Source organism: Streptomyces avidinii, from assembly GCF_045161815.1.
Lineage (GTDB): Bacteria > Actinomycetota > Actinomycetes > Streptomycetales > Streptomycetaceae > Streptomyces > Streptomyces avidinii.
This window is the reverse complement of record NZ_CP108863.1, coordinates 1,472,573-1,498,337: the sequence shown is the minus strand read 5'-3', so window position 1 is coordinate 1,498,337 and position 25,765 is coordinate 1,472,573. Positions and strand designations below refer to the sequence as shown.

Here is a 25,765-nt window from a genome sequence, read left to right as displayed (position 1 = left end):
ACGGCTCAATCAGGAGGTCTGGAAACCGTGGCTACAGTCGAGCTCACCAAGGAAAACTTCGACCAGACGGTCAGCGAGAACCCGTTCGTGCTGATCGACTTCTGGGCGGGCTGGTGCCGGCCGTGCCTGCAGTTCGCCCCGGTCTACGAGCGGGCTTCCGAGGCGCACCCGGACCTCGTCTTCGCCAAGGTGGACACCGAGGCGCAGCAGGAGCTGGCCGGGGCCTTCCAGATCACCTCGATCCCGACGCTGATGATCGTCCGGGACCAGGTGGCCATCTTCGCGCAGCCCGGCGCACTGCCGGAGGCGGCGCTGACGGACCTCATCCGGCAGGCCCGTGACCTCGACATGGACGAGGTCCGTGCCAAGATCGCCGCGGAGCAGAAGGGCGCCGGGGGCGCCGGTACGGAGGAACCCGGCACGCCGCAGGCCTGAGGGTCCGCCGCGCGGGCGGGCCGGCGGAGACACTGGTCCGTATGACTGAAGCGGTGTTCTACCGGATCCGACTGCTTCGCAGGTCAGGCGCTGTTTGTAGCTCCGCTGGACAGCGGAAGTCTCACAAAATCTCACACCGGGGGGTCGGAGGCGTCGCTTCCGACCCCCAGCAGTGCGTTCAGGTGGACCACGGCCGACTGCATGTCGGCCGCCGTCGGGTGGACGTAGACACGCTTGGTGAAGTTGGCGTTCGTGTGGCCAGCCCACGCGGCGAGGATCGTGTCCGGCACCCCGTTCACCGCGAGGAACGTCAGGCACGAGTGCCGAGCGTCGTACAGCCGGACCTTGCGGAGGTCCAGCTCGGCCATCAACTCGTAGGCGTGCTCGCGTAGGAGCCGGCCGTTCATCGGCATACCGAGCGGGTCCACGAACACGTACGCGCCGCTCGTGTATGCCTCGGCCGCTGTGGCCGCCTCGGCCTCTTGCAGCACCTTGAAGTTCAGCAGGGCCAGCCGGACCGGATCCGGCAGTGGGAGCGTGCGCTCCCCGGCCTCGCTCTTCGTGTCCTTCTCCACCACCCGGATGTTCCCGATGAGCGTCCGGGTGTTCGCGATGCTCAGCGTCCCCGCCGCGAAGTCGATGTCAGTCCACCGGAGCCCGGACACCTCGGCCGGCCGCAGCCCCATGAGGCTGAGCAGCAGCGGCCCGAACAGCCGGTCATCGCGGACGCCGAGGATGAACTCCTTCACCTCAACGACGTTCCACGGAGCGGCCCGCGGGCTGTCCCGCTTCTCTGTCTTGCGGGCCTTGCGCGGGATCGTGATGTGCTCGGCCACGTTCCGGGCCACCAGGCGCCGGCGGATCGCGTAGTTGAGGGCCGCACGCAGCCGCCCGAGGACACCGCTTGCGGTGATGGTTCGCAGGCCCGTGCCCGGCTTGCCGCCGCGCCTGCGTGCGGCGACGAGGAGCCAGGCCACCATCGCTTCGACGTCGTCCTCGGTCAGCTCCTGGAGCCGCTTGTGTCCGAGGTAGGTGTGTACGTGCACGAGCGCGTTGCGGTAGCCGACGAGCGTGGTCTCTTCGAGGTCGCCGGCCTTGCTGTCGAGGTACAGGTCGAGTAGCTCGGCGACGGTCACCTTGCTCGGCATGACCAACTGGCCGGTGCTCCGCTCGTGCTGGAGCCGGGCGCGCTCGTTCTTGGCCTCCGTCAGGGTGTCTTTCGTGACGGTGAGCTGTTTGCGCTTGCCGTTGTCGTCGGTGCCGACGTCGATGACGAACCGGTATCGGGTCTTGCCGTTGCCGAGAATGACCTTCTTGATCTCAGCCATCGCCGGCCTCGGCCTCCTCGATCTCGCGCATGGTGGCACGGATGTGGGCAAGCTGCTCTGCTCGGCGGCGCCGCGGCGGGCGCGACAGCCGGTGGTACTCGAGCGCATCCGTGTCGGTGTCGTCCCCCTCCTGCTGCATTGGGCGCTTCCCGTCGGCCCAGTCCCAAGCTGCATCCGCGGGGTACTCGCCTACGCCGGTGATCTCGACGGTGCCTGTCGGGCTGTCGTCCAGCGGGAGGAGGAGCGCGGACGGAGAGACTCCGAAGACGACTGCCAGCGCCATGACGTCGTCAACGTCAGTACGCCTGATCTGCTTCGATTCATCGCTCGCGCCGTTCTCGATCTTGTTAAGCGCGTCGGCGCTGAGGCTGCGGCCAGCGCGGCCGAGCGCATCGGACAACGCCCGGAGACTCAAGCCACGTGCTGTGCGAAGCCGCTTCACGTTCGCGGCAACCGCTCGTCCGGTGGGTCCCAACTCAATCCGCCCTGTCGTCATGATCCTGACGCTAGCAGTCGCGATTATCGCGACGTGTGTCAGGATCTTGCGGCACCGCATCTTCGCGGCTACGCTCCACATCATCACGCTGATTAACGCGATGATGCAAGTCCTCATCGAGAAAATCTCGACAGGAGTTTGTGGTGAAGATCGAACTTCTCAAGCCCCGGGAGCTGGCCCAGGAACTCGGCGTGCACGTCGGCACGCTGGCCAACTGGCGGAGCCAGGGCATTGGCCCCCGGTACTCGAAGTTGTCCAGCTCCCCTCAGGCGCCCGTCCGCTACCGACGTGAGGACGTGGACGCCTACCTTGCCCAGCTCACGCCGTCACGGAACGCGGCATGAGCGCCCCGACCCTTGCGGAGATCCGGCAGTGGCCGGCAACCGTGAGCGTCGTACAGGCCGCCCCGGCCCTCGGATGCAGCAAGTCCCAGCTCTACGAACTGATCAAGCGGGGCGAAGCCCCCGTCAAGACACTGTCATTCGGCCGCCGTTACGTCGTCATCACCGCTGACCTCGTTCGACTCCTGTCCGGAGAGGAGTCGAACGCATGACGACAAACGCGGAGACCCCCCAGCGGCACACTGGGGGGTCTCCGGAGGGCTCCGCGGGCAGCGGGTCAACCGCGACCACCGTAGCGCAGCCGACCCCCGTGACGCAGCGGCTCCGCCCCGGCGCCTGGCCCGCCTGCCCGTACACCGAGCCCCTCCTCGTACGGGCCCGCGCCGAGCGCGCACGCCGAGCACTCACCCTCGGCTCGATCCGGGCCGACCTCGAAGAACAGCCGTCCGCCCCGGCCATCCGCGCAAGCGCACGCCGCTGGGCCACCGACGTCCTGGCCCTGGCCGAGGACGTCGCGGCAGAGAAGACGGAGACCGCACGTTGACCACGCACGCGATCGACCCGCAGACCGCAGCTGAGACGCCGCTCGCGGGCGCGCTCTGGCTCGCGCAGCGGAAGTTCGCGGTGTTCGCAGCGGACCACCCGGGCACCAAGCGGTGCGCAGGCATCGGCTACGGACACGACGCGAACACCTGCACCGACCGGGGCAAGCACCCGGCCGAGCCGTTCACCAAGACGACGTGTCGCGACGAGGACCAGGTGCGCCGGCTGTTCGCCGGGGGACCCCGCAACGTCGGCATCTACGTCGGAGGCAGCCGCGGCCCGAACGGCGAGCAGCTGCTCGTCATGGACAGCGACCGCCCCGACGCTATCGAGGACACCGCGAAGGCCCTCGGCCACGAGCACACCCCCACCATGCGGGTGCACACCGCGAAGGGCCACCACGACTACTACTGGGCGCCGCCCGGGGCGCGGCTCGGCAACGGACTCGGCGCCCTCAAGGGCCAGTTCGACGGGGACGTACGCGCGGGCAACGCGTACGTCATCGGCCCCGGATCCGTCCACGCGACCGGCGTCGTCTACACCCTGGAGAACCCCGAACAGGCGCCCGTCGCCGCGCCCGCGTGGCTCCTCGAAGCGCTGCAGGCGCGCGCCTCCGCCCCGGCCGGGCCCGCGACGGACATCGTCATCCCGGCCGACCGGCACGACGCGTACACCCGCAGGGTCGTGCAGGCGGAGTGCGACGCGATCACCCGCGCGGCGGACGGCGAGCAGAACAACGCGATCAACACGGCTGCGTTCAGCCTCGGCACCCTCGTCGGCGCCGGCGCGCTCACCGAGGGCGAGGCCCGTGCCGACCTCCTCGCCGCGGCCCGCGCGGGCAACCACCCCGAGGGCCGCGCCCGGGCCACCATCGACTCAGGGCTCCGCGCTGGCATGGCGCAGCCCCGGCAGCCCTGGCCCCCGGTGGCCCGCGCGGACACCCGCAACGACTTCACCGGCCTGCTCATCCCCCAGCAGGAGTCGACACCGCAACACGAGCAGGCGGTGACCGTCTTCACCTTGAGGGAGCCGGAGCCGGAGCTGGCCGAGGAACCCCCGGCCGCCGCGGTCACCTCGTTCAAGCGCGGCGGCGCGTTCTTCCACGACGTCCCGGCCACCCCGCCGGCCGTCTGGGGCGCGGGCGGCGACGTGCTGTGGGCCGAGGGCGAGGCCCTGCTCATCGCCGCACCGCAAGGGGTCGGCAAGACGACTCTCGCGCACCAGCTCGTGCGGGCACGCCTCGGCCTGCAAGAGACCGTCCTCGGCTTCCCTGTGGCGCCCGGCCGCACCGTGCTGCTGCTGGCCATGGACAGGCCGTCGCAGACCCGCAGGGCAGGAGCGCGCATCTTCGGCCGCGACGACCCCGCATACCTGAACGAACACCTCGTCGTCTGGGAAGGGCCGCCGCCGTTCGACCTGGCCAAGCGGCCCGAGATCCTCGCCGCGATGTGCGAGAAGGCCAAGGCCGACACCGTGATCATCGACAGCATCAAGGATGCCGCGATCGGGCTGTCCGACGACGCCGTCGGCGCCGGCTACAACCGGGCCCGGCAGAAGGCGTTGGCCGAGGGCGTGCAGGTGCTGGAGAACCACCACGTCATCAAGCGCGGCCCCAACGGCGCCGCCCCGAACACCATGGCCGACGTATACGGATCGACCTGGATCACCTCGGGCGCCGGATCCGTGATCCTGCTGTGGGGCGAGGCGGGCGACCCCCTCGTCTCCTTCCGCCATCTCAAGCAGCCGATGGACGAGGTCGGCCCGTTCCACCTCGTACACGACCACGAGGCAGGCACCACCGACGTCCAGCACGCAGCAGACCTCCTCGACATGGCACGCCGCGGCGGCGTCCACGGGGTCACCGCCATGGCGGCGGCCGAGGCGCTGTTCGAGACGAAGAAGGCCTCCCCTGCGCAGCGCGAGAAGGCCCGCCGGAGGCTCGACAAGCTGGCCCGCTCTGGACTCCTGACCCGAGTCGACTCGTCGACGCCCGGCGAGCCCGCACGGTACTACCTGGGTCGCGCAGACCCTCACGCACCGGCTCACGCCCCCGATTTTGCGTGACCCCTCACGCACCCCTCACGCACCCTCACGCCGAAGGGAGATTCCCAGTTCACAGCCTCACGCAGGCCCTCACGTAGCTCACACGCCCACCCCTCACGAATCCCACCCCCCCTACAGGGGGGGGAGACGTGAGACCCCGAACCGGAGGACCCATGACCATCGTTCGCACCACGTTTGCCGCGGGCGCCCGCGACCTGATCGCCCGCATGGTCAGCAACTACCGCTGCGGCCACTGCAACGGCGAAGTCGCATACCTCGCAACCACCGGCGGCGAGCTCACCGCGGCCGTCGAGCACAACGACGGATGCCCGGTCCTGGCAGGAGTCCTGCCGGTGTTTCCCGACCTCGTCCGCGCCGCGGGCATCCCCGACACCTTCCGCCCCGGCAAGGAGACCCCGTGACCGTCGTCGCCTCCCTGTACGCCCTCGCGATCGCCCACGGGTGCGCCACATGCAAGGCCAAGCCCAACACCCCCTGCACCACCGCAGGGACGGTGGCGAGCCTCCCCGACGATCCGTTCCCGCGGCTCCACCGGTGCCGGCAGGCAGCCGCCCGACGGCACCAGCAGCTCAGGACGGGCCGCCCCGGCGAAGGGCGGCTGCCGTGACGGCCGTCGACGACGTCGTCGTCTACCTGACCCTCGCCCTGGAGAGCGCGTCCACGAGGCCCACGCCCGAGGCCACCCTCTTCCTCACTGGGCAGGCGGCCATCGACCTCGCCGAGGACGCCCCCGTCGACGCGATCACCACCCTCGGCGCGATCGCGCTGCAGCTGCTCGTCGAGGTCGCCAACCTCCGGCAGCGCACCCCCCAAGACCTCTGGCAGGAGCGCGCGCTCGCCCTGGCAGAGCACGACGAGATCAGCCCGCACCAGGAGGAGGCATGACCGTACAGCCGCTCCACCGGCCCCAGTGGGCCGTCTACAACACGTGGCCGAGCCAGCGCGCCAAGGGCAAGCGGGCCCGCCGCAGGGCGTACCGAGACCTCGCCCGGCTCATGCGCAACGCACCCGCCGCGGTCGCCGCGGCACAGGACAGGAGCAGGAACATGACCGACCGAAACGACCCCAACTACTGGTCCGAAGAAGCCATGGAAGCCCGGCAGCAAGCACGCCTGCGGCTCCTCGATCGCTCCATGCCGCTGCCGCTGCGGCCGCGGCGGGATCCGGAACCGCCCACGAGGCGACAGGAGCTGCTGGCCGCCGGCCTCGTCTTCACCGTTCAGGGCGAGGACCAGGAGCGGGCCCGCCTTGAGCACCGGGCCCGTCGGCGCCGCGCCGAGCGGGAACTCGCCGCCCAGCAGCGCCTGCATGACCACAGTCGCGCCAGCATGCGCGACGCGCTCACCCCGCCGGACGATGCGGCATGACGGGCGGAGTCTCCCGCGTGCTGGCCGAGCACGAGGCCGCGCACGCCGTCGTGGCACGGCACTTCGGCCTCACCGTCACCGAGGTCGTCATCGGCGCCCGGAGCGGTCGGACCCTGTACCGCGGCCTCGCTGAGCCTTGGCAGGAGGCGGCCGTGATCGCGGCCGGCGACCTCTTCAACCGCGAGCAGGGCACCGTGCCCTACCTCGACTACGGGTGCAGCGACCTCCGGGACCTCGAACGGGAGCATGGTCTCGACCGGCTGTGGGACGCCAACCGTGCCGCGCGGAGCATCCTCACCCAGCGCCGCCGGGCGATCCTCCTCCTCGCCGACCGCATCCAGCGCGAGCGTCACATCCAGTTCGTATAGACCCGACCGCACGCGCAGGCCCGTGCCGGGCACACGACTACACAGTGTGCCCGGCACAGCCATGCCCGGGCAGCGCGACGCTGGCCAGGATCACCCGGGGCCCGCGCCACACCTCACCCACGACCGTGCGAGCTGCTGCGCACGCGAATCACGCTCGCGATCACGCCAGCCGTCACGCTGAACGAGCAGGTCAGGCCCAAGGGGGTGGCACCATGCCACGCGAGGAATCCGGACCGCCGGGCGACCCAAACGCCCTTCTCGCCCTGTTTTTTGCGCGGCCGATTTGAAAGCCGCTAATCACCGGGAACCTCGAACTCGGTAAATAGCGACGCTCCGTGACGGTCACTCTGTGTCAGGCAAACCCGAGATCGGGTCCGCCGTAGGCCCTCTTGACCTTGAGGAGGAGCCGCTGGATCTGCTGGGCCGTGGCCACCGGATCGATGGCGCCCTCGATGGTGATGTTCACGACCTGCTGCGCGGGCACAGCCGCCCTCACCGCGGCCCGAGCAGCGGCCGCCGCGGACCCGCCACCCGCCTCCGCCGCCGGGAGCGCCCTGCCCTCGTTGAGCGCGTCGAGGGTCCCCTGCCCGAGCCGGGCCACCGCAGCGGCCCGCAGCACGTACTCGCCGTTGGAGAGCATGGCGGGGATGCTGTCCGAGGTGGACGTGCCGGGGCCGCGGATGATGCCGCCTGCGGCCTTGGTGAGCCCCTCATGGCGCATCGTGGTGTTGTTCATAGACCCGCGAGTGACGTAGGTGAGCGAGACCGTGACCGCCCTGTCGCGGATGGCTGCGAGCTCGGCTCGGGCCTGCGCTGCCTTCCGCTCCAGGTCGGCGATGTGCGCGGTGAGCCTGGACTTCCCTTCCGGGGGCACCGACTCCAGCTGCCCCTTGGCCACCTTGATCTGCGATTCCCATGCGGAGATGTTCATCTGCAGCTTGTTCTGACTCAGGCGGGGGAGGGTCGCGTTCGCGAAGTCCTGTGTTTTGCCCTTTGCCGTTTCGAGGCCGTTGATGAAGCCGTCTCGGAATTTGTCGAATTCGGTGTTCGCCTGGCGGAACTTGTCGCCGAATCCGGGAATCTTTCCGATGGTCATGGCGAGGCCGGAGACGATGACATCGAGGGAACTCAACGCGCCCATCGCCAGCAGTCGGAAGGCGCCGACCGCATCCGGCAGGTATCGGATGACACCCTCAGCCAGGGTGATCATAAAGTTCCCGCCGATACGGGCGAACTCCATCAACCCCAGCTTGTTCTCCTGGATGGTGGCGTGCAGCCGCTGCAGCGGCCCGCGGACCTTCTCGACACTGTCACCGGCGGGTGACAGGGCCCCCACGATGGCCTTGCCTGCCTCCTTGAACGCGGTGGCGAAGGGCTGCGCCAGGAGCCACACCGCCTTGAGGCCGTACGTCAGGTCGTCCAGGACGGGCTTCAGCAGGCGCACCCCGTACCCGATCATGTCGAGCGCCCGGCTGACGATGTGCCCCGTCAAGGTCAGCTGCTCGCCGAGCGCGGGGCCGAAGGTGCGGGCCACCTCGCCCGCGAAACGGCCGAGCGCCGGCAAGGCTTCGTTGATCGATCCGAACAGGCCGTCGAAGAACTTCGAGCTCCCCTCGACGCCGCGCTCCAGCCCGTCGAACATCCCGGGCAGACCCTGGCCGAGTAGGTTGCCGATTCCGCTGGAGAGAGAGCGGAGTGTCGGCTCGCTTGCCGCACCGAATTCGAGGAACCCGCGAGTCAGGCCGCCGAGCCCATGCGTCAAGTCGTCAACGAACACCCGCCCCAGGCGAAGGGTGGTGGAGAAATCCTTCTGGAATCCGGAGTCCTTCATGAGGCGGCCGACACCGGCCGCGGCATTCCCGAACCCGCGGCCCATCTCGGTTGCCGAGTCCCCGACAATCTTGATGATCGGGCTGGACTCCTTCAAGGCCTGGGTAAATCCGGGCAGCATGGCCGCCTGGATTTTGTCCGAGAGGCCGGAGAATTCCTTTTTCGTGGAGACGAGTTCCTTGGTGAACGTTTGCGCTTCCGGTGTCAGCTCCTTGAGGGCAGCGGCGTACTCCTTCTTGCCCTTGCCCGCGGCCTCCATGGCGGCGCCGATGCCGGAGAAGCCGAGCTTCATGGTGAGCGCGGCGACGCCCATGCCGGCGAGCATGGGGACCAGGGCGCCGATCGCCGGGAGCACGGACAGCCCGGCGATCGCAGCCACCGCTGTCAGGCCGCCGCTCAGGCCGCCGCCCTTCGTGCCGAGTTCGGCCGAGGCTTCGCCGGAGGCGCTGGCCAGGCGGGAGATGCTGGGGACTAGGGAGCCCACGCTGATCCCGAACCGGTCGGACGCCTCGCGCGCGGAGACGAACCGGCCGCCCAGCCCGCGGAGACGGCCGCCCGAGTCGCGCGTGAGGCGTTCGAGCTGGGTGTTGGTGTCGCGTGCCGAGGTGCCGAGGGAACGGATCCCGTCCGTTGCCGAGTCGGTGTCGTCGCCCAGCCCGGTCGCCGACCGGCCGGCTTGGTCCATGGTGCGGCCGAGCTCCTGCAGCTGGCCGCCGGCGCCGCGGGTGAACGCCCGCAGCTCGCCGCCGGACTCGTCGACCGACTCATTGATCCGCCGGTGGAAATCCTCCGCGTTCTCGCCGATGCGGCGGAACACAGTGCTGAGGTTGTCCCGGCCGTCGAGGATGAACGCCATACGCTCTGCCATCGCTGTCGCCCCTACTGCATAGAACTATTCGTGGCCCTTCCATAAGAATAGTTCGATTCAGTACGCTGGGATATGCCTCCAGGCAGCAGAAAGGGCCCTCGCAAGTCGCCTGCGAGGGCCCTTCTGTATGACGCTGGATCGGCCTAGCTTGCTCGGTGAGCCCGTACGGCGTCCGTGTACAGCTCCCGGGTCAAGTCGCCCTTGTCGATGCCCAGCTCGGCGAGGACGGCCCGCACATCGTCCAGCGCGGCCGCCAGGTCCTTCTCCTCGGCGATCGTCTCCAGCTCCAGGAACGTCCCGTCGACCTCGGGCACCCGCACGAGCGTGGCGAGCATCTGCCGGCCCCGGGCCTCGAAGTCGTAGTTCCTGCACCGCTTCTCGAACGCGATGGCCGGGACGTAGCCGAGGCCGCGGAGCATGGCGTGCACGGCCTCGGCGTCCTCGACGCGGGTCTCGTGCTCCGGCTTCGATCCGGACTCCTCGTCCACCCTGGCGCCCTTGTACGTCAGCACGGTGCGGGTCTCCTCGGCGCCGTGCACGGTCCGTACCCGCAGCTCCTCGTCGCGGGCCTCCAACGCCCCGTCCGGGGTGTCGTAGTAGGTGTCCCGGTACACCTCGGCCCGGCCGCCGGCGCGTGCGTCCAGCTGCCGGAGCGTCTCCTCGGGCGCGTGAACGCGTGCCTTCAGCTCTGCCTCGATCATCTGCTCATCCCTTCTCAGACCGTGCGCTCAGCCCCGTCGATGACCGCCTCGAACATGCGCCGGAAACCCCGGTACAGCGGGCCGTGCGGCGTCTCCATCACCTTGTACGTAGCCGACTCGTGCCCCTCCCATCCCGCGTCGAACGCCCCGACGAACAGGGTGGAGTCGGTCCGGATCAGCCGCCACGTGGGCAGCATGCCGTAGCGGTACACCTCGATGTCGCAGATCCCCGACAGTTCCCGGAGCCGGGCCTCGGCCAGCCGCACGCCGCTGGCCAGGGACTCGGCCGACTCACCGATCTCCGCCGCCCGTTGCGCGAGGGCGGGCGACTCCGGGTCCAGGAGCAGCACGCGCACCCGGAGCCCGCCATCGGGCCGGCCGAGGTGGGCGCGGAGCATCGAGTCGTTGAGGCCGATCAGTCCGAGGCCGCGGACGGCGAGGATGTCCAGCTCCTTCGCCGCCCGGGCCTGCTGCTGGATCTCCTCCCGGGCGGATGCCTGCGCCGAGTAGACGCGCACCACCTCGGGGAACGCGGCCAGGTCGAACGCAGCCCCGCCGGAGCGCTTCTCACGGCTGGCCGCCAGGCCGAGTAAGTGCCGGGCGTCGTCCGGCATGTTCAGCCCGTCGGCGATCCGCTCGTACACGTCGAGGCGGGACACCTCTCGCCGCCGGTTGATGATCTCGTTGACGCGGGCCTGCGTCATGCCGACGGCGGCCGCGATGCGGGCCTGACTGGCGCCGCTGTACTGCTGCACGTGCCGGAACACGGCGCCCACGTCCCGGGCGCGGAGGGCCTGGCGTACGTCGGCACGCTCCCATGCCCAGTCCGGGAGGGTCGTTGGTACGAGCGGTGTGGTCACGGCCGGCCCCTGCTCATCCGTACGAGACGGGAAGTCATCCCACGGTGAGATTACCGTCCGGGTATCGAGCGTGTGCGCCGCGTCACAAGATCCTGACGGCATGACCGAGCAAGCCGCCGCAAGCCCCGTCAACTGGTGCCACTACCACGTGGGATCGTCCGAGACTGCCCGCCCCGTCCAGTTCGCTGGCCGTACGTGCGGGCCGCCCGTGGTGCTGTACGCGTGCGCCCCGTGCCGTGAGCAGCGTGGTCTGCTGCCGCGGTGGCGGTTCGCCGCCCTCCCGCCGCAGGCCCTCTCATGACAGCCCGGTCGTGCGTGGCAGCGCCGCTACCCGAGGTGTACGGGCTCGCGTGGGAGCAGACCGCAGGCCGGGCCTGCGTGGTCTGCGGCAAGCGGCTCACGACCGGCGCAGTGTCCCGCGGCTGGCTGTTCGGCCGACACGGCGCCCACCGCCTCGACGTCGAGGTGTGGTGCTGCCCCAAACCGGAGGTGGACTGATGCGTATCTGCGGGCTGTGCGACAGGGCGATTCGGAGCGAGGAGTACCGGACGTTCCCCGTCGACTCGGCGTCCGGGGCCCGCCCCGACCAACACGTCCACGAGGACGGCGACCCGAAGTGCCGGCCGATCACCGACAGGGATCCGGCCGACCTCCACTAGGCCCCCGGCCGCCCGTGGTTCGGCGGAACACGGTAGGCCGGGCAGCACTGGACCCCCGAGCGCTCCATGCTCGGGGGTCCTTTGTGCAACCAGTTGCAGAAGGGTGGGTCAGTGGCCGCAGAACGGCTTCGACCACCAGCCGCAGGCCTCGCAGTACTCCGCGCGGAGGTAGGTCAACAGGGTCCGAATCACTGTCCGTTCACCTCCGTCCGGACTGGGTAGATGATCGTCAACCCCTCCCCCGGGCCCCTCTCGATGCGGTCGACTTCGACGCTCTCATCTGCGTAAACGTCGCCGAGAGGGGCCGCCGGTAGCGGTGGGGGAGTGGCGGACGTATCGGACATCGCCCATGCGGTCCACAGCCACGCGACCGGCACCGCGTAGATCAGGTGCGGGGCCCGCTCCAGCACCCGTCCCGCGAACGCCAGGCCGCCCACGGGCACGGCCAGGCGGACGAGCAGGGCGCCTGCTGTGGGCACGTCGAACCATCGGGCGGGCGACTCCAGCAGCAGCCCCGTACCGTGCGCCAGGCGCCGGCCGAGCGCGGCCACCCGGGCGGTGGCGGTCACAGCAGGCCCACCACGGCGTCACCGGCGGCTGAGACGACCGGGGAGAGCACCCACCCGGCCAACCCGGCGATCCCGGAGGACAGGCCGAGGCTGATCCCGCACATCACCGCGCCGAACAGGTCCCAGCGGAAGCCTTTGCGGACCGTCCACACCGCGATCAGGACCACCGTGGCGATGACTACGACCGCATGCCCGCCGTCGGTGAGGACGAGGTTCGACGTGCGGGTGACGTCCGGGGTGCCGCCGCCGACGCCGTACGCGAGCGCGGCGTTCCCGATCGCGGACGAGCCCCACAGCGACCAGTCGGCGCCGCCGCCGAGCAGGCCGCCGGCGGACAGGATCAGCAGCATCCCGTACAGGGCGCAGAGGGTGAAGGGGAGCAGGGCCAGGGCGGCCTTCAGGTTCTTCTTCTTGTGGCTGACCCACCAGCGGGCGAGGGTCCAGCCGAGGAGGGACAGGCCGACGGTGACGCCGCCGAGGGAGACGACGGAGTAGGTAGGCAGGTTCACGGGGTCCTCTATCGGACGAGGGCCGCGCCGAGCGCGGCGAGCAGCAGAATGAAGGTGGCGGTGCCGAGGGCGGGCAGCGCGTACAGGGAGCGGGCGCGGGGCGGGCCCGCGAGGCAGAGCCCCGCGAACCCTCCGGCGGCCGCCGCGGCGAAGAGCACGGCGAGCAGCACGAGGTGCGCCGGTCAGCCGGTGGCGCAGGGGTAGTACTCGGCGAATGCGTCGGCCTGCGCCGCGAGCGCGTCGGCCGCAGCACGGAGTGCGCCACACCAGCGACGGGCTGTCGCATCGTCGGTGATCTGATGCGACGGCCGTGCGTCAATCACCGCCTGAGCTGCGGCGCTTGCCTGGCGCACCGCTTCCTCGGCGTGCGCCAGCTTCTCCGCCCGCAGTGCGGTACGCGCCGCGACGGCGGGGTCGGGCTGGGCGAGGTCGCGGAGCACGGTGTCCTTCGACACGCCGACCTGCTCGGCGATCTGCCGGGAGGATGCGCCACCCTGCGCCAGCTGGCGCACCCTGACGCGCCGCTCTGCGACAGCCGTAGGAGTCGTCACCACGCACCCCCTGCGCGGAGCACGGCCAGGCGCTGCGCCAGCCGGCGCAGCTCGGCCGCCTGCTCGACGAGAACCGCGGCCAGGGCATCGAGGCCGGGCGGGTCGAGGGTCACGTCCGGCACGTGCAGCTCGACGTGGACGCTCGCGGGTACCGGGGTGTCGCCGTACGGGAACGCGACGAGCTCGGCGCGCAGGGCGGTCCCGCCGCCGTACTGGACGAGGTGCTCGGGCCCGGTGTGGTGGACGTCGACGAGGACGTCCGGCGGCCCGTCGTGGCCGAGGCACCAGTCCGGTTCGGGGATCGTGACCGGGCCGTGATCGAGGGTCTGCACCGTGACGGTGCGGGCCCCGGTCATCGGCCGGCCTCGGCGTCGAGGGCGACGATGAGGGTGCGCAGCGCGTACTGGAGGTCGTTGGCCGCGAAGTACATGGCGATCTGGTCGCGGATGTTGGCGTTCTCGTGCTTGACGAGCGCCTCGCGGGCGAGCTGGAGAGCGATGTCGGGCGAGAGCGTGCCCGGGGGAAGTTCGTGTGCCGGGTCGCGGAGCGGGCTGGTGGTCATCGGGCACCGCCCGCGGCCTCGCGGAGGGCCTCGGCGTACCGGGCGCGGGTCCAGCCCTTCTCGACACCGGGCGCGCAGGCGAGGAGGAGCTCCTCGGCGCGCGCGGCCCGGTCGGTGCCGTACCCGTGGCGGCGGGTCGCGAACGTGAGGGCGAGCGCCTGGCGGAGGCTCTCCCGCATGGGGTGCTGCGGCCGCTCCGCGGTGAGACGAGCAGCGATCTGCTGCAGCAGCGCGCGGGTGTCCGCGTCGGGGCGGCTCACAGTGCGGCCTCGGTGCGGACGCGGCTGATGAGGGCGGCGACCTCGGCCAGGACGGCCTTGCTGTCGCCCGCGTGCCAGATCAGGTTGGCGAGGTAGGACAGGAACCTGTCGTAGTTCTCGTCCTGGTTCTCTGCCCGCATCACGGCGATCTCGGCGAGGACGGCGATCGCTCGCGTGGTGAGCGGCGGCAGCTCGGCGCGGCGGCAGGCCGCGATCGACTCGCGCATGATGGCGGCGGTCTGCGTCCGGTCGATCTTCGCTGCGAGCGTCGGGACCTCGACAGCGATGCGGTCGGCGATCCGCTCCTCGACCGGCGCGAGCGCCGCCTCGGTGAGGAAGTAGGGCAGGTGGCCGGTAGGCGCCGTAGCGGATGCCGGGATGGTGAGTACGGTGTGCTTCATGGTTCGACTCCCTGGAACGAGGGGTTCGGATCAAGGCCTCGGCGGGGTGTTGCTGCACCACGCCGGGGCCGCCGTCATCTCACGCATGTCTCACAGACCACACGTACAGTGACGGGATATGAGCCCCTGACCGGGATTCCTGCGGGTCCTGGTGGACCTCTTGGAACCCTTGGAAGGTGTCTATGTCGGAAGCGGTGGAGTACGACGTAGTGGTCCTCGGCGGGGGCCCGGCCGGCGAGAACATCGTCGACCGGACCCGTGCCGCCGGACTGAGCACGGCGCTCGTCGAGAGCGAACTGGTGGGCGGCGAGTGCTCGTACTGGGCCTGCGTCCCGAGCAAGGCGTTGCTGCGCCCCGCCCTGGCCCGGGCCGATGCCCGCCGGGTACCGGGGCTGGCCGGGGCCGTCCAGGGCCCCCTGGACACGGCGGCGGTGTTCGCGCACCGGGACTACTGGACCGGTGACTGGAAGGACCAGGGCCAGATCGACTGGATCGATTCGACCGGGGCCCACGTGTACCGGGGCCATGGCCGGCTCTACGGCGTCCGCAAGGTCGCCGTCACCAGTCCCGAGGGCGAGCACCACATCCTGTCCGCCCGGCACGCGGTGGTCGTGGCCACCGGCACCCGGGCCGTGATCCCCGACCTGCCCGGCATCGCCGGCGCCCGCCCCTGGACCAGCCGTGAGGCGACCTCGGCGAAGGAGGTCCCCGGGCGGCTGCTGATCGTGGGCGGCTCGGTGGTGGCCGTCGAGATGGCCACCGCCTGGCAGGCTCTCGGCTCGCAGGTCACCGTCCTGGCGCGCGGCTCCGGGCTGCTGCCGCGGATGGAGCCCTTCGCGGGGGAGCTGGTGGCCGACGCGCTGCGCGAGGCCGGGGCGGAGGTCCGTATCGGGGTGTCCGTCGAGGCGGTGGTACGGGACGGCTCGACCGGGCCCGTCAGCGTGGTCCTGGAGGGCGGCGAGACGCTGGAGGGTGACGAGCTGCTGATGGCGACGGGCCGCGCGCCGCGGACCGAGGACATCGGGTTGGACACCGTCGGGCTCCCGGCCGGGAAGTGGATCGACGTCGACGACACCTGCAGGGTGCCCGGGCACGACTGGCTGTACGCCGTCGGGGACGTCAACCACCGCGCGCTCCTGACCCACCAGGGCAAGTACCAGGCCCGCATCGTCGGCGGCGTGATCGCCGCCCGCGCGGCCGGCACCCCGCTGGACACCGAGCCCTGGGGCGAGCACACCCCGACCGCCGACGTCCGCGCCCTCCCGCAGTCGGTCTTCACCGATCCGGAGGCCGCAGCCGTGGGCCTGACCCTGGCCGAGGCGGAACGGGCCGGGCACCGGGTGCGGGCGGTCGACTACGACATGTCCAAGGTCTCCGGCGCCGGGCTGTACGCCGACGGCTACCGCGGCCGGGCGCGGATGATCGTCGACCTCGACCGCGAGGTCCTCCTCGGGGTCACCTTCGTCGGTCCGGGCGCCGCCGAGCTGATCCACGCGGCCACTGTCGCGGTCGCGGGCGAGGTCCCGATCCGGCGGCTGTGGCACGCGGTACCGGCCTTCCCGACCATCAGCGAGATCTGGCTGCGGCTGCTGGAGACCTACCGGGGGTGAGGACGGCACCCCCGGAGTGCGACAAGCTCTTCGGGGTGGGACAAGCCCTTCGGGGTGGGACAACGACACGGCCCGGCTGCGCCGCACGGCGCAGCCGGGCCGTGTCGTTGCCGGCCGCCGCCGGACCGGCTTGTGCGGGAGGTGAGTCGACCGGCTGTCACGGGGCGGGAGATGGCGCGAAGCAGCCGTGCAACCTTGATCGATATTAGGTTAGCCTTACCTCAGTTCTTGCGACTTCCTGTGCCTGAAAGGTGTTCCAGTGATGCGTGCTGCCTCCCTGCCCCGTACCGCCGCCCGCGCGGCCGTCGCCGCCTCCGCCGCCGTGGCAATCGCCGTCGGCGCGGCCGGCTCCGCGTCGGCCGCGACCTCGACGCGTACGGTCACCGACGGCGCCACCACCTTCAACCTCGGCCTCACCGCGCCCTCCACCGCCGCCGCGGCCGGCCAGAACGTCACGGTCACCGGCAGCGGCTACAACACCGCCAAGGGCATATACGTGAGCCTCTGCGCCGTGAGCGGCGCACCGGGCGCGAACAAGCCCACCCCCTGCCTGGGCGGTTCGGACCAGTCGGGCACCACCGGCGCCTCGCACTGGGTCAACAACGTCTTCGGCGGGACCTTGGCCAACACCTCCAAGTTCGGCTCCGGCGGCACCTTCAGCGTCACCATCCACGTCAAGGCCGACCTGGGCGGCGGCCAGATCTGCGGAGAGACGGTGGAGTGCGCCATCGTCACGCGCGCCGACCACTTCAACTCCTCGAACCGCAAGTACGACGTCCACGTCCCGGTGACCTTCAACTAGGCCGTCCCTTCCGGATCGCCCCCGACCCGCCGACGAGGAAGCCATGACACCCCGACACCCCCTCACCCCCGGTCGCGCGGGCGCCGCATCCGCCGCGCTCGCGCTCGTACTGGCCTCGGCCGCCACCGGAAGTCCCGTATCGGCAGCCGGGGGTGAGGGGGCCGACATACCCCGGGGCGCCGTCGCGTACCGGTCGGTGGCGCAGTTCGGCACGGCGGGCAGGCCCCGTGACCTGCTGCTGCACCCGGACTCGAAAAAGCTGTACGTCGGTTCGGACGATCTGCCCGAGACCGCCGACGTCAACGAGAGCGGGTTGCACGTACTGGACCCCGCCGACGGCAAGGTGCGCAGCACCGTCGGGCAGGCCCCCGGACCCACCGGGACCCTCGGCCGGCGGGCGGTGCGGCAGCTCCTCGCGCCGCTGCCCGGCGACGGGGCGGTCTTCTTCTATCCGCTGCGCGGCATCGGCACCGCCAAGGACGGTGACGCCGCCGCGGCGGGGGCGTGGGTGCCGGGTGCGGCCGTCACCCACGCGACCGCGGGGCTCACGCCCTTGACGGTGCTGGTCGCGCAGGGCTCCGTCCTCTCGGAGGTGGAGATCGCGACAGCGGCCGTGAAGCGCTCCGTCACGCTGGAGGGCGGCGACGGCTTCGCGGTGGACGCGGCGCGCGGCGCGGTGTGGTTCACGGACGTCGGCAACCGCCGTATGCACCGGATCGACGCGGCCACCTTCACGGTGACCGCGACCGTCGAACTCCCGGCCGGTGACGGGTTCGCCGGATTCACGGAGGTGGACCCCGGGACCGGCGCCGTGTGGGTGGGACTGGACACCTCCGTCGTCGTCCACGACGCGACGGGCAAGCGGCTGGGCATCATCAAGGGCGGCGCAGACATGCCCCGTGCGGCGAGTTTCGACGCGACCACGCACGAGGCGTTCGTGGTGTGGCAGGACGCGGGGGACACCTCGCAGCCGGGCAGCGACAACAACGGAGCGCTCACCGTCCACCGTACCCGCGACCTCCAGGAGGTCATGAAACCGGTCGTACTTCCGGGAATACACACCCAGTCGGGGAGCGCGGCCGTGGCCGTCGAACCCGGTGGCGCGGTCGTCCTCGTGTCGGATCCGGTCGCAGGGAAGATCACCCGGCTGGAACGGGCGACGTCCCCGCGGGTCACCGGGAACCCGTCGGACCAGGCGGTCACGGCCGGTACGCGGGTCTCGCTGACGGCGGAGGCCGAGGGCACCCCGCGGCCCACCGTCGCCTGGCAGGTCAGTACGGACGCGGGCCGGACCTGGCGGGCGGTGGAGGGGGCGACCTCGCCGGTCCACACCTTCACGGCGGCCCTCTCCGACAACGGCCGCCGCTACCGCGCCGAGTTCGTCAACGACGCCGGTACGGTCCACAGCACCGCGGCCACGCTCACCGTCACCATCGCGGACACCACGACGGGCGGCACCGGGGGCCCGGGCGGCCTCGGCGGGGCGGGGTCGACCGGCTCCAACGGCTCCACCGGCTCGACGGGGAGTACGACAGGAGGGGCGGACGGCGGCCCCGACGGCGGCTCCGCCGGTACGGGCGCCGCCGCGGGCACCCCCGGCACCGTCGGCGGCGGTTCGGCCGGCGCCACGGTCGGTGGCGGTACGAACGCCACCGCCACCGGTGGTGCACTCGCCTCCACCGGAATCGCCGCGGCCTCCCTCGCCGGCAGCGCCGTCGTGCTCACGGCGGCCGGGTGGGTGCTGATGCGCCGCGCGCGGCGGCGCGCTGACAGCTGATCGGGCACAACCCGCAGCAGGCGGGCGGTGGTTCGGCGTGTTGAATGGGTGTCCGCCCCCTCTCTCGACCGGAGACGAAGGAGACACCGCACGTGATCGTGATCGCCCACCTCAGCGACGTCCATCTCGACGGTGACCGGCGCGCCGCCGACCGCACCCGCGCCGTCATGGAATACCTCGACGCACTGCCCCACGACCTGGACGCCGTGCTCGTCAGCGGGGACATAGCCGACCACGGCGAGGACGCCGAGTACGAGCAGGCCGCCGGGCTGCTGCGCTCGCGCCATCCGCTGGTGGTCTGCCCCGGCAACCACGACGAGCGCGCCGCGTTCCGCCGCGGCCTGCTGGGGGAGGAGACCCCCGAGGAGCCGGCCGCAGGGTCTCCCGAGCGGTCCCCCGCGGGAGACCGCTCCACTGCGCCGGTCGACCAGGTGCTGCGCGGCGAGGGCTTCGTCCTCGCCGTGTGCGACTCGTCCGTCCCCGGCGCGCACCACGGCTTCCTGGAGGACTCCACCCTGGCCCGGCTGGACGGCCTGCTGACCGAAACCCCGCGGGAGACTCCGGTCCTGGTCGCCTTCCACCACCCGCCGGTCCCGCTGCACACCCCGTACGTGGACGAGATCCGCCAGTTCGGTGAGGAGCGGCTCGCCGCCCTCGTCGAGCGCCATCCGCACCTGACCGCGTTCCTGTGCGGGCACGCGCACACCGCCGCGGCCACCACCTTCGCCGGGCGGCCGGTGCTGGTCGCGCCCGGGGTGGTCTCCACCCTTCGGCTGCCGTGGGAGGCGCCGACCGGGTCCTCGGACCACGTCCACCTCGACGAACCGCCCGCCGTCGCCTTCCACGTGATCGGTGACGACGGCCGGCTGGCGACCCACTACCGGGTGGTCGTCGACCGCCGGTAGGTGCGGCCGTCACGGGTCCGCGTGAGCAGGCCCGAGGTGATCAGATAGCGCCGCAGCGCCGAGCAGTCCTCGTGCACCGTGCGCAGGGCTTCGTTCACCTCGTCCGTGTAGCCCCGGTCCACCGCGAAGAGGGTCTCGGCGAGGTGGACGAGCAACTGTTCGCGCCGGGCGACCCTGCGCGGGATCGCGACGAGGCGGCCGCCGGAGAAGAGGTCGGACACGTCCCGCTGCGGCGGGCGCGGGTCGGAGGGTTGCGAAGGCTGATGGGGGTCCGTGCTGTCAGACATGTCCGCGAGCCTCCCCCGTCCGCTCCGGGGAGGCAACGCATTTTCTCCCCGGCCTTCTCGGCCCTTCTCGGAAGAAGTGACGGTCGTTCATCTTACTGATCGGTAGTCGCGCCAGTACCCTCCCCGTGACCGGTTCCTGCCCCCCCACGGAGGAGCACGTATGCGACGTCCCACCGCACGCATGAGAACCGCCGTCGCCGCCGGGCTGATCGCCCTCGGCGCCGCCCTGCTCTCCCCCCTCGCCCCCGCGGCCGCCGCGGCCGCCGCGGGCTCCGGCGCCGCCGACCCGGTACCCCTCCCCGTCGCCGACTACTGCGGCGGCCAGTGCTCGGACATCCTGCCGCCGGGCCAGAACGGCAACGCGACGCTCGCCCAGATCCTCCTGCACAAGGCCTTCGGCACCATGCCCGCCCACGCCTCCGACCAACTCGCCCGCTACGACTCCCTGGTGGCCGGATATCCCGGCCTCACCGACGCCAAGGTCAACGACTTCTTCAACAACGCCTCCTTCGGAGTCCCCGCCGACCAGGTCGAGTCCACCACCAGCCCACGCCCCGACGTCACCATCACCCGCGACAAGAAGACCGGCGTCCCCCACATCAAGGGCGCCACGCGCTACGGCACTTCCTTCGGCGCGGGCTACGCCGCCGCCCAGGACCGCCTCTGGCAGATGGACCTCTTCCGGCACGTCGGCCGCGGGGACCTGACCCCCTTCGCGGGCGGCGCACTCGCCAACCAGGGCCTGGAGCAGCAGTTCTGGCCGCAGGCCCCGTACACCGAGGCCGACCTGCAGGCCCAGGTGGACCGGATCCGCACCACCGAGGGCGAGCGCGGGCGCCTCGCGATGGAGGACGCCCAGGCGTACGTCGACGGCATCAACCTCTACCGCACCCAGTCCAAGAACGGACGCTACTTCCCCGGCAAGTACGTCCTGACCGGACACATCGACTCGATCACCAACGCCGGTGAGATCCAGCCCTTCAAGATCACCGACCTGATCGCCCTGGCCTCCGTCGTCGGCGGACTCTTCGGCGGGGGAGGCGGCGGCGAGGTCCAGGCCGCGCTGTCCCTGCTGGCCGCCCAGCAGAAGTACGGCCTGGAGGAGGGCACCCGCGTCTGGGAGTCCTTCCGCCAGCGCAACGACCCCGAGGCCGTCCTCACCGTCCACGACGGCACGGGCTTCCCGTACGCCCAGAAGCCCGCGAACCCGCAGGGCACGGCGCTCCCGGACACCGGTTCCGTCGTCGCCGAGCCGCTCGTGCACGACCGTACGGGCGCGGCCACCGCCAAGGAGGCCGCCGACCCGCCCCGGCTCCTCGGGCCGAGCATGTCCAACGCCCTGCTCGTCTCCGGCGCGCACACCGCGAGCGGCCACCCGGTGGCCGTGTTCGGCCCGCAGACGGGCTACCTCGCGCCCCAACTGCTCATGCTCCAGGAGCTCCAGGGCCCCGGCATCAGCGCCCGCGGCGCCTCCTTCGCGGGCGTCAGCATGTACGTCCAGCTCGGCCGCGGCCAGGACTACGCCTGGAGCGCCACCTCCGCCGGACAGGACATCACCGACACCTTCGCCGTGGAGCTGTGCGAACCGGGCGGCCAGAGCCCCACCAGGGCCAGTGCGCACTACCTCTACCGCGGCACCTGCACGCCCATGGAGAAGATGGAGCGCACCAACGCCTGGAAGAAGTCCGTCGCAGACCCGACCCCCGACGGTTCCTACCGCATGCAGGTGTGGCGCACGCACTACGGCATCGTCACCCACCGGGCCACCGTCGCGGGCAAACCCGTCGCCTACACCGCGCTGCGCTCCACCTACCGCCACGAGGCCGACTCGATCATCGGCTTCCAGATGCTGAACGACCCCTCGTACGTCAAGGACGCCCGCTCCTTCCAGCAGGCCGCGCAGCACATCGGCTACGCCTTCAACTGGTTCTACGCCGACTCGCGCGAAGCGGCGTACTACAACAGCGGGTCGAACCCCGTCCGGGCTCCCGGAGTCGACGCCGCCCTGCCCGTGCACGCCCGCCAACCGTACGAATGGCAGGGCTTCGACCCGGCCGCGAACACCGCCGACTACACCCCGCCCGCCGAGCACCCTCAGTCCATCGGGCAGGACTACTACATCAGTTGGAACAACAAGCAGGCCAAGGACTACGGGGCGGCCGGCTTCGGAATGGGCGCCGTCCACCGCGGCGACCTCCTCGACCGCCGTGTCAAACAGCTGGTGTCGGCGGGCGGGGTGACGCGAGCCAGCCTGACCCAGGCCATGGCCGAGGCCGCGGTCACCGACCTGCGCGCCGAGAACCTGCTGCCCGAGCTGCTCGCCGTACTGCGCAGCGCACCGGTCACCGATCCGGCGCTGACCGCGGCGATCGACAAACTGGCCGCCTGGCAGGTGAGCGGTGCCAAGCGCAAGGAGACCGCACAGGGATCGAGGACGTACGCACACGCGGACGCCATCCGGATCATGGACGCCTGGTGGCCGCTGCTGATCGAGGCCGAGTTCAAGCCCGGTCTCGGGGCGCCGCTGTACGACGCCCTGCGCGCCTCTCTGACCGTCGACGAGGCGCCCAACGCGGGCCACGGGCCCACCGGTTCACACGCCGGATCGGCCTTCCAGCACGGCTGGTGGAGCTACGCGGACGAGGACCTGCGCATGGTGCTCGGGCGGCCGGTCGCCGACCCGCCGTCCCGGGTCTACTGCGGGGGCGGCTCGCTCTCCGCGTGCCGGGACGCCGTGGCCGCCGGCCTCAAGCAGGCGGCCGCCGCCACCCCGGCTGCCGTGTACCCGGCCGACGGGACCTGCGCGGCCGGCAACCAGTGGTGCGCCGACTCGATCGTCCAGCGCCCGGTCGGCGGGCTCGGCCACCCGCAGATCAACTGGCAGAACCGGCCCACCTACCAGCAGGTGACGGAGTTCGCCGCGCACCGCTGACGGTGCGGGACGCACAGCGGCCCGCCCGGCACCGGAGGAATCCGGGGCCGGGCGGGTTCGTTCAGGTCCGTTCGGGTTCGCTCGGTTCCGTTCGGCAGGCAGCGGGTCAGGGACCGACGGTGATCTGCTGCGCCGGGTCGGTGGTGTCGGTCACTTTGTAGACCGCGTTGAAGGTGGACGTGGTCGCGCTCGTCGGGCAGCCGAACCCGCCGGTGACAGTGACCGGTACGGAGACGTTCGTGAAGGTCAGGGTCGACGGAGCACCGTTGACCCACGTGCCGCCGACGTTCGCCGGGGCGGTGGGGGCGGCGGTGACCGTACAGGAGGCGAGCCCGCTCGTCTGGACCACCAGACCGCCGACCGGCAGGCCCATGGTGGCCGTGACCGGGGCGCCGTTCTGCATCGACACCGACCAGGCGCCACTGGTGGTGACCGTCGGCGTCACTCCCCACATGCTCGAGGTGCACGAGCTGTACGTGGGAGCCGAGATCGGCGAGGACACGGGCCCGGCCGGGTTGCTGTTGCCGGGGGCTCCCGGCACGCTGCCGGTGGCGACCGAGACCGTGCAGGTCACGGTGACCGAACCGGCCTTGAGGGTGGCCTTCCCGCTGAGGGTGGCCTGGAACGCGTGCCCGGCCGGGGTGACGGTGGTCGACCCGGCCAGCGGTAAGGGTGCGGCGGAGGCGGTGACCGAGGCGAGCGCGATGGCTCCGGCGACGGCCGTCCCGAGGGCGAGCGCGGTGCGCGTACGGCTCATGGCTGTGCTCCTTGGGGATCGTGGTGCGGGGTGGGGGGAGGGGGTGCGGCCTCGGCGGACTCCGCTTTCCCGGCGGCGGACTCCGCCGTCCCGGCACGCCGTCCGGCGTACGGCTGCCAGGCGAACATCAGGCCGCCGCCGAGGATGCCGAGCAGGGTGCCGATCAGGAACCCGCCGAGGTTCGACAGGACCAGAGCGGCGGTGGCGATCAGGGTGGTGAGGACACCCGCGAGAGAACGCTGAGGGGGAGAGAACCACGCGGTGAGCCCGAGCACGATCATCACGATGCCCATCAGGACGGACGGGATCCCCGCCACGCCCTGCTGGAGCATGATCTTCAGCGGTGCCAGCGGCAGGACGCAGATCCACGATCCGGCCAGGATCGCGAACAGCCCGCCCCAGAAGGGCCTGCTGCGCCGCCACCGCTGCCAGCGCCGCCGCACCTTCAGAAGCATTCCTTCTTGCCCTTGCTGACGTTCATGCTGAGCCCGGAGAGCTTGAAGGTGCCGGCGTTCGTCGCCCACGCCGTCTGCTGGAGATCGGTGATCCTGACGGTGTCGGCCTGCTGGGCGAAGAGGTCCTGCATCCCCTGGGCCTCCGCCGGACCCTTGTCGAGGGTGGAGGCGTCGCGCCCGATCTCGATGTTGCTGAAGACGGCGTCGCCCGAGAGCTGGGTCGCGTCGACGAAGAGGTTGCTCGCCTCGACCGGGGCCCTGCGTCCGGCGGTGAGGTTGAGCGAGATGTCCCCGATCACCGGGAGCGAGGTGACCACGGACTGGCAGAGGCTGTGGAGCTTGGCCTCCCTGATGGCGGTGACGGCCACCGGGATGAGCTCCTCGCGGGCGTTGACGTCCACGCTGCCGTACTGCGCGAAGCCCTCGCCCTCCAGGCTGCTCGCCGACACCTTGAACTGCTGTCCCGACACGGCGAACGAGGCGGCCAGCACGCCCTGCGCGAGGGCGATACCGAGGCCGGCGGTCACGGCGACGGCGGGGACGGTCAGGACGGCGAACCGGCGCCAGCGGACGCGCCCGGAGTCATCGTCGGAGGGGTCGGATAAATGGGGGGAACCGGTCATGAGAGCGTCCCTTATTTCGGCTGTGCACCGTTGTTACCGACGAGTTGAATGTAAGAGTGCCAATGGGGGTTGGCAAGGTTGTGCGAGTGCACCCTTTGAGCCGACTCCTACTGCTCCGTACGCAGCAGTTCGGCGACCTCGGCATCCACCCGCCGGGCCATCGCCCGCGCGAACTCCGAGGTCACCACCTCGCCGGCCACCGGCCGCAGGGCGGCCACCGCCGCCGTGATGTGCTGAAGCTGCGTGGCCGAAAGCCGTTCCAGGCCCTCCAGGCCTTCCGGGCCCGCCGCGTCGATCACATAGCGCCGGAACAGCCCCACGAACCGGTCCGCGACCGCCGCGGCCTGCGCCTGTACGAACTCCCCGGCGTCCAGGATCTCGGCGAGCGGCACCCCCTGCCGCACCAGCGTCAGCGTCGCCTCCAGCAGCCGGCGGTTCGGGTACGTGACCAGGTCCCCGTCGATCGTCACGTAGCCGAGCTCGGCCGCCCGCCGGGTGTCCTCGGCGGTCGCTGTCGGGCCGAACAGCTCCCGCAGTTCGGCCCGGGACAGCGTGACCGGCTCCTCCTGGACCCAGTCCCGGGTCATCTCCCGTTCCAGGCCCAGCAGTTGGGACAGGCCGCCGCCCTCCTCCCACGCGTGCAGCAGCTCGGCGATGCCGTTGACCGTGTAGCCGCGGCCCAGCAGGTCGCTGATCAGGCGCAGCCGGGTCAGGTGGTCGTCGGAGTACCAGGCGATCCGGCCCTCCCGGCGCGGCGGCGGCAGCAGCCCGCGCTCCTGGTAGTAGCGCAGGTTGCGCACCTTGACGCCGGCCGCCCGGGCCACGTCCTCCCGGCGGTAGCGCCCGCCACCGCTTCCGTCCTCCACCTGGCTGCTCACGGGCCAGAGTGTAGGAGCTACCGGCAG

At 71.3% G+C, this 25,765-nt stretch carries 36 protein-coding genes; 18 read left to right on the top strand and 18 right to left on the bottom strand.

The window, feature by feature from the left end; genetic code table 11:
• Nucleotides 1–27 precede the first annotated feature (27 nt).
• Nucleotides 28–435 carry a thioredoxin family protein gene (locus tag OG373_RS06835; RefSeq protein WP_405436693.1) on the top strand — a complete coding sequence of 136 codons (408 nt, stop codon included), beginning with the start codon at nucleotides 28–30 and terminating at the stop codon, nucleotides 433–435.
• Between the two features lie 131 nt (nucleotides 436–566).
• Here OG373_RS06835 and xerC read toward each other — a convergent pair whose 3' ends face one another.
• Both xerC and OG373_RS06825 read right to left on the bottom strand, forming a co-directional pair.
• Nucleotides 567–1,763 carry a tyrosine recombinase XerC gene (xerC, locus tag OG373_RS06830; protein ID WP_405436691.1) on the bottom strand — a complete coding sequence of 399 codons (1,197 nt, stop codon included), beginning with the start codon at nucleotides 1,761–1,763 and terminating at the stop codon, nucleotides 567–569.
• Nucleotides 1,756–2,376: a helix-turn-helix domain-containing protein gene (locus tag OG373_RS06825; protein ID WP_405436689.1), complete on the bottom strand. Its 621-nt coding sequence runs from the start codon at nucleotides 2,374–2,376 to the stop codon at nucleotides 1,756–1,758. The genes xerC and OG373_RS06825 overlap by 8 nt, the downstream gene beginning before the upstream one ends.
• 26 nt (nucleotides 2,377–2,402) lie before the next feature.
• Between OG373_RS06825 and OG373_RS06820 the strand changes: the two genes are divergently transcribed.
• The 9 genes from OG373_RS06820 (at nucleotide 2,403) to OG373_RS06780 (ending at nucleotide 6,942) form a co-directional block, all read left to right on the top strand.
• Nucleotides 2,403–2,603, top strand: coding sequence for a helix-turn-helix transcriptional regulator (locus OG373_RS06820; RefSeq protein WP_405436687.1), 201 nt, complete (start codon nucleotides 2,403–2,405; stop codon nucleotides 2,601–2,603).
• A complete protein-coding gene (locus OG373_RS06815) occupies nucleotides 2,600–2,812 on the top strand; it encodes a helix-turn-helix domain-containing protein (protein WP_405436685.1) in 213 nt (70 codons plus the stop codon). The genes OG373_RS06820 and OG373_RS06815 overlap by 4 nt, the downstream gene beginning before the upstream one ends.
• Complete coding sequence (locus OG373_RS06810; protein ID WP_405436683.1) at nucleotides 2,809–3,144, top strand: hypothetical protein; 336 nt, start codon at nucleotides 2,809–2,811, stop codon at nucleotides 3,142–3,144. The genes OG373_RS06815 and OG373_RS06810 overlap by 4 nt, the downstream gene beginning before the upstream one ends.
• Complete coding sequence (locus OG373_RS06805) at nucleotides 3,141–5,207, top strand: bifunctional DNA primase/polymerase (RefSeq protein WP_405436681.1); 2,067 nt, start codon at nucleotides 3,141–3,143, stop codon at nucleotides 5,205–5,207. The genes OG373_RS06810 and OG373_RS06805 overlap by 4 nt, the downstream gene beginning before the upstream one ends.
• Nucleotides 5,208–5,359: 152 nt before the next feature.
• A complete protein-coding gene (locus OG373_RS06800) occupies nucleotides 5,360–5,608 on the top strand; it encodes a hypothetical protein (RefSeq protein ID WP_405436680.1) in 249 nt (82 codons plus the stop codon).
• Nucleotides 5,605–5,814 carry a hypothetical protein gene (locus OG373_RS06795; protein WP_405436678.1) on the top strand — a complete coding sequence of 70 codons (210 nt, stop codon included), beginning with the start codon at nucleotides 5,605–5,607 and terminating at the stop codon, nucleotides 5,812–5,814. Before OG373_RS06800 ends, OG373_RS06795 begins: the two co-directional genes overlap by 4 nt.
• Nucleotides 5,811–6,092 (top strand): hypothetical protein, encoded by a 282-nt coding sequence (locus tag OG373_RS06790; RefSeq protein WP_405436677.1) that lies wholly within the window; start codon nucleotides 5,811–5,813, stop codon nucleotides 6,090–6,092. The genes OG373_RS06795 and OG373_RS06790 overlap by 4 nt, the downstream gene beginning before the upstream one ends.
• Entirely contained in the window at nucleotides 6,089–6,574 is a 486-nt protein-coding gene (locus OG373_RS06785) for a hypothetical protein (RefSeq protein ID WP_405436675.1), read from the top strand. Before OG373_RS06790 ends, OG373_RS06785 begins: the two co-directional genes overlap by 4 nt.
• Nucleotides 6,571–6,942 carry a hypothetical protein gene (locus OG373_RS06780; RefSeq protein WP_405436674.1) on the top strand — a complete coding sequence of 124 codons (372 nt, stop codon included), beginning with the start codon at nucleotides 6,571–6,573 and terminating at the stop codon, nucleotides 6,940–6,942. The genes OG373_RS06785 and OG373_RS06780 overlap by 4 nt, the downstream gene beginning before the upstream one ends.
• A gap of 352 nt (nucleotides 6,943–7,294) precedes the next feature.
• Here OG373_RS06780 and OG373_RS06775 read toward each other — a convergent pair whose 3' ends face one another.
• From OG373_RS06775 to OG373_RS06765, 3 genes are all read right to left on the bottom strand, one after another.
• A complete protein-coding gene (locus OG373_RS06775; protein WP_405436672.1) occupies nucleotides 7,295–9,628 on the bottom strand; it encodes a hypothetical protein in 2,334 nt (777 codons plus the stop codon).
• A gap of 155 nt (nucleotides 9,629–9,783) precedes the next feature.
• Nucleotides 9,784–10,341, bottom strand: a complete 558-nt coding sequence (gene cyaB / locus OG373_RS06770; RefSeq protein WP_405436670.1) for a class IV adenylate cyclase — start codon at nucleotides 10,339–10,341, stop codon at nucleotides 9,784–9,786.
• A 14-nt stretch (nucleotides 10,342–10,355) separates the two neighbouring features.
• A complete protein-coding gene (locus tag OG373_RS06765) occupies nucleotides 10,356–11,201 on the bottom strand; it encodes a helix-turn-helix domain-containing protein (RefSeq protein ID WP_405436669.1) in 846 nt (281 codons plus the stop codon).
• Nucleotides 11,202–11,301: 100 nt separating this feature from the next.
• Between OG373_RS06765 and OG373_RS06760 the strand changes: the two genes are divergently transcribed.
• From OG373_RS06760 to OG373_RS06750, 3 genes are read left to right on the top strand one after another with little or no spacing between them, the layout of a single operon-like run.
• Nucleotides 11,302–11,502 (top strand): hypothetical protein, encoded by a 201-nt coding sequence (locus OG373_RS06760; protein ID WP_405436667.1) that lies wholly within the window; start codon nucleotides 11,302–11,304, stop codon nucleotides 11,500–11,502.
• A gap of 14 nt (nucleotides 11,503–11,516) precedes the next feature.
• The gene (locus OG373_RS06755) at nucleotides 11,517–11,699 is read left to right on the top strand and encodes a hypothetical protein (protein WP_405436665.1); all 183 of its coding nucleotides are present in this window, start codon (nucleotides 11,517–11,519) and stop codon (nucleotides 11,697–11,699) included.
• Nucleotides 11,699–11,860, top strand: a complete 162-nt coding sequence (locus OG373_RS06750; protein WP_405436664.1) for a hypothetical protein — start codon at nucleotides 11,699–11,701, stop codon at nucleotides 11,858–11,860. The genes OG373_RS06755 and OG373_RS06750 overlap by 1 nt, the downstream gene beginning before the upstream one ends.
• A gap of 188 nt (nucleotides 11,861–12,048) precedes the next feature.
• Here the strand turns inward: OG373_RS06750 and OG373_RS06745 are convergent, their stop codons facing one another.
• Genes OG373_RS06745 through OG373_RS06710 form a run of 8 tightly spaced genes read right to left on the bottom strand, consistent with a single transcriptional unit; the run spans nucleotide 12,049 to nucleotide 14,712 of the window.
• A complete protein-coding gene (locus OG373_RS06745) occupies nucleotides 12,049–12,429 on the bottom strand; it encodes a hypothetical protein (protein WP_405436662.1) in 381 nt (126 codons plus the stop codon).
• Nucleotides 12,426–12,938, bottom strand: a complete 513-nt coding sequence (locus tag OG373_RS06740; protein ID WP_405436661.1) for a hypothetical protein — start codon at nucleotides 12,936–12,938, stop codon at nucleotides 12,426–12,428. Before OG373_RS06740 ends, OG373_RS06745 begins: the two co-directional genes overlap by 4 nt.
• A gap of 8 nt (nucleotides 12,939–12,946) precedes the next feature.
• On the bottom strand, nucleotides 12,947–13,108 hold the full coding sequence (locus OG373_RS06735; protein ID WP_405436659.1) for a hypothetical protein: 162 nt from the start codon (nucleotides 13,106–13,108) through the stop codon (nucleotides 12,947–12,949).
• A 12-nt stretch (nucleotides 13,109–13,120) separates the two neighbouring features.
• A complete protein-coding gene (locus tag OG373_RS06730; protein WP_405436657.1) occupies nucleotides 13,121–13,450 on the bottom strand; it encodes a hypothetical protein in 330 nt (109 codons plus the stop codon).
• A 35-nt stretch (nucleotides 13,451–13,485) separates the two neighbouring features.
• Nucleotides 13,486–13,845 carry a DUF6907 domain-containing protein gene (locus tag OG373_RS06725; protein ID WP_405436655.1) on the bottom strand — a complete coding sequence of 120 codons (360 nt, stop codon included), beginning with the start codon at nucleotides 13,843–13,845 and terminating at the stop codon, nucleotides 13,486–13,488.
• Nucleotides 13,842–14,051, bottom strand: coding sequence for a hypothetical protein (locus OG373_RS06720; protein WP_405436653.1), 210 nt, complete (start codon nucleotides 14,049–14,051; stop codon nucleotides 13,842–13,844). Before OG373_RS06720 ends, OG373_RS06725 begins: the two co-directional genes overlap by 4 nt.
• The gene (locus tag OG373_RS06715) at nucleotides 14,048–14,311 is read right to left on the bottom strand and encodes a hypothetical protein (protein WP_405436652.1); all 264 of its coding nucleotides are present in this window, start codon (nucleotides 14,309–14,311) and stop codon (nucleotides 14,048–14,050) included. Before OG373_RS06715 ends, OG373_RS06720 begins: the two co-directional genes overlap by 4 nt.
• Nucleotides 14,308–14,712 carry a hypothetical protein gene (locus tag OG373_RS06710; protein WP_405436650.1) on the bottom strand — a complete coding sequence of 135 codons (405 nt, stop codon included), beginning with the start codon at nucleotides 14,710–14,712 and terminating at the stop codon, nucleotides 14,308–14,310. The genes OG373_RS06715 and OG373_RS06710 overlap by 4 nt, the downstream gene beginning before the upstream one ends.
• A gap of 182 nt (nucleotides 14,713–14,894) precedes the next feature.
• Between OG373_RS06710 and OG373_RS06705 the strand changes: the two genes are divergently transcribed.
• From OG373_RS06705 to OG373_RS06690, 4 genes are all read left to right on the top strand, one after another.
• On the top strand, nucleotides 14,895–16,322 hold the full coding sequence (locus OG373_RS06705) for a dihydrolipoyl dehydrogenase family protein (protein ID WP_405443962.1): 1,428 nt from the start codon (nucleotides 14,895–14,897) through the stop codon (nucleotides 16,320–16,322).
• A 262-nt stretch (nucleotides 16,323–16,584) separates the two neighbouring features.
• Nucleotides 16,585–17,124: a hypothetical protein gene (locus OG373_RS06700; RefSeq protein WP_405436648.1), complete on the top strand. Its 540-nt coding sequence runs from the start codon at nucleotides 16,585–16,587 to the stop codon at nucleotides 17,122–17,124.
• 43 nt (nucleotides 17,125–17,167) lie between these two features.
• The gene (locus OG373_RS06695; protein WP_405436646.1) at nucleotides 17,168–18,901 is read left to right on the top strand and encodes a hypothetical protein; all 1,734 of its coding nucleotides are present in this window, start codon (nucleotides 17,168–17,170) and stop codon (nucleotides 18,899–18,901) included.
• Nucleotides 18,902–18,993: 92 nt separating this feature from the next.
• Nucleotides 18,994–19,806 carry a metallophosphoesterase gene (locus OG373_RS06690; RefSeq protein WP_405436644.1) on the top strand — a complete coding sequence of 271 codons (813 nt, stop codon included), beginning with the start codon at nucleotides 18,994–18,996 and terminating at the stop codon, nucleotides 19,804–19,806.
• Here the strand turns inward: OG373_RS06690 and OG373_RS06685 are convergent.
• Complete coding sequence (locus OG373_RS06685) at nucleotides 19,779–20,093, bottom strand: DUF2087 domain-containing protein (RefSeq protein ID WP_405436642.1); 315 nt, start codon at nucleotides 20,091–20,093, stop codon at nucleotides 19,779–19,781. The genes OG373_RS06690 and OG373_RS06685 overlap by 28 nt on opposite strands.
• Nucleotides 20,094–20,253: 160 nt before the next feature.
• Here OG373_RS06685 and OG373_RS06680 point away from each other — a divergent pair, with 160 nt between their 5' ends.
• Nucleotides 20,254–23,025 carry a penicillin acylase family protein gene (locus OG373_RS06680; protein ID WP_405436640.1) on the top strand — a complete coding sequence of 924 codons (2,772 nt, stop codon included), beginning with the start codon at nucleotides 20,254–20,256 and terminating at the stop codon, nucleotides 23,023–23,025.
• Between the two features lie 106 nt (nucleotides 23,026–23,131).
• Here the strand turns inward: OG373_RS06680 and OG373_RS06675 are convergent, their stop codons facing one another.
• The 4 genes from OG373_RS06675 to OG373_RS06660 form a co-directional block, all read right to left on the bottom strand.
• The gene (locus OG373_RS06675) at nucleotides 23,132–23,782 is read right to left on the bottom strand and encodes a hypothetical protein (protein ID WP_397737293.1); all 651 of its coding nucleotides are present in this window, start codon (nucleotides 23,780–23,782) and stop codon (nucleotides 23,132–23,134) included.
• Nucleotides 23,779–24,237 (bottom strand): DUF6114 domain-containing protein, encoded by a 459-nt coding sequence (locus tag OG373_RS06670; RefSeq protein WP_405436639.1) that lies wholly within the window; start codon nucleotides 24,235–24,237, stop codon nucleotides 23,779–23,781. The genes OG373_RS06675 and OG373_RS06670 overlap by 4 nt, the downstream gene beginning before the upstream one ends.
• Nucleotides 24,228–24,860, bottom strand: a complete 633-nt coding sequence (locus OG373_RS06665) for a DUF6230 family protein (RefSeq protein WP_405436637.1) — start codon at nucleotides 24,858–24,860, stop codon at nucleotides 24,228–24,230. The genes OG373_RS06670 and OG373_RS06665 overlap by 10 nt, the downstream gene beginning before the upstream one ends.
• A gap of 107 nt (nucleotides 24,861–24,967) precedes the next feature.
• Nucleotides 24,968–25,738 carry a MerR family transcriptional regulator gene (locus tag OG373_RS06660; protein ID WP_397737287.1) on the bottom strand — a complete coding sequence of 257 codons (771 nt, stop codon included), beginning with the start codon at nucleotides 25,736–25,738 and terminating at the stop codon, nucleotides 24,968–24,970.
• Between the last annotated feature and the right edge of the window lie 27 nt (nucleotides 25,739–25,765).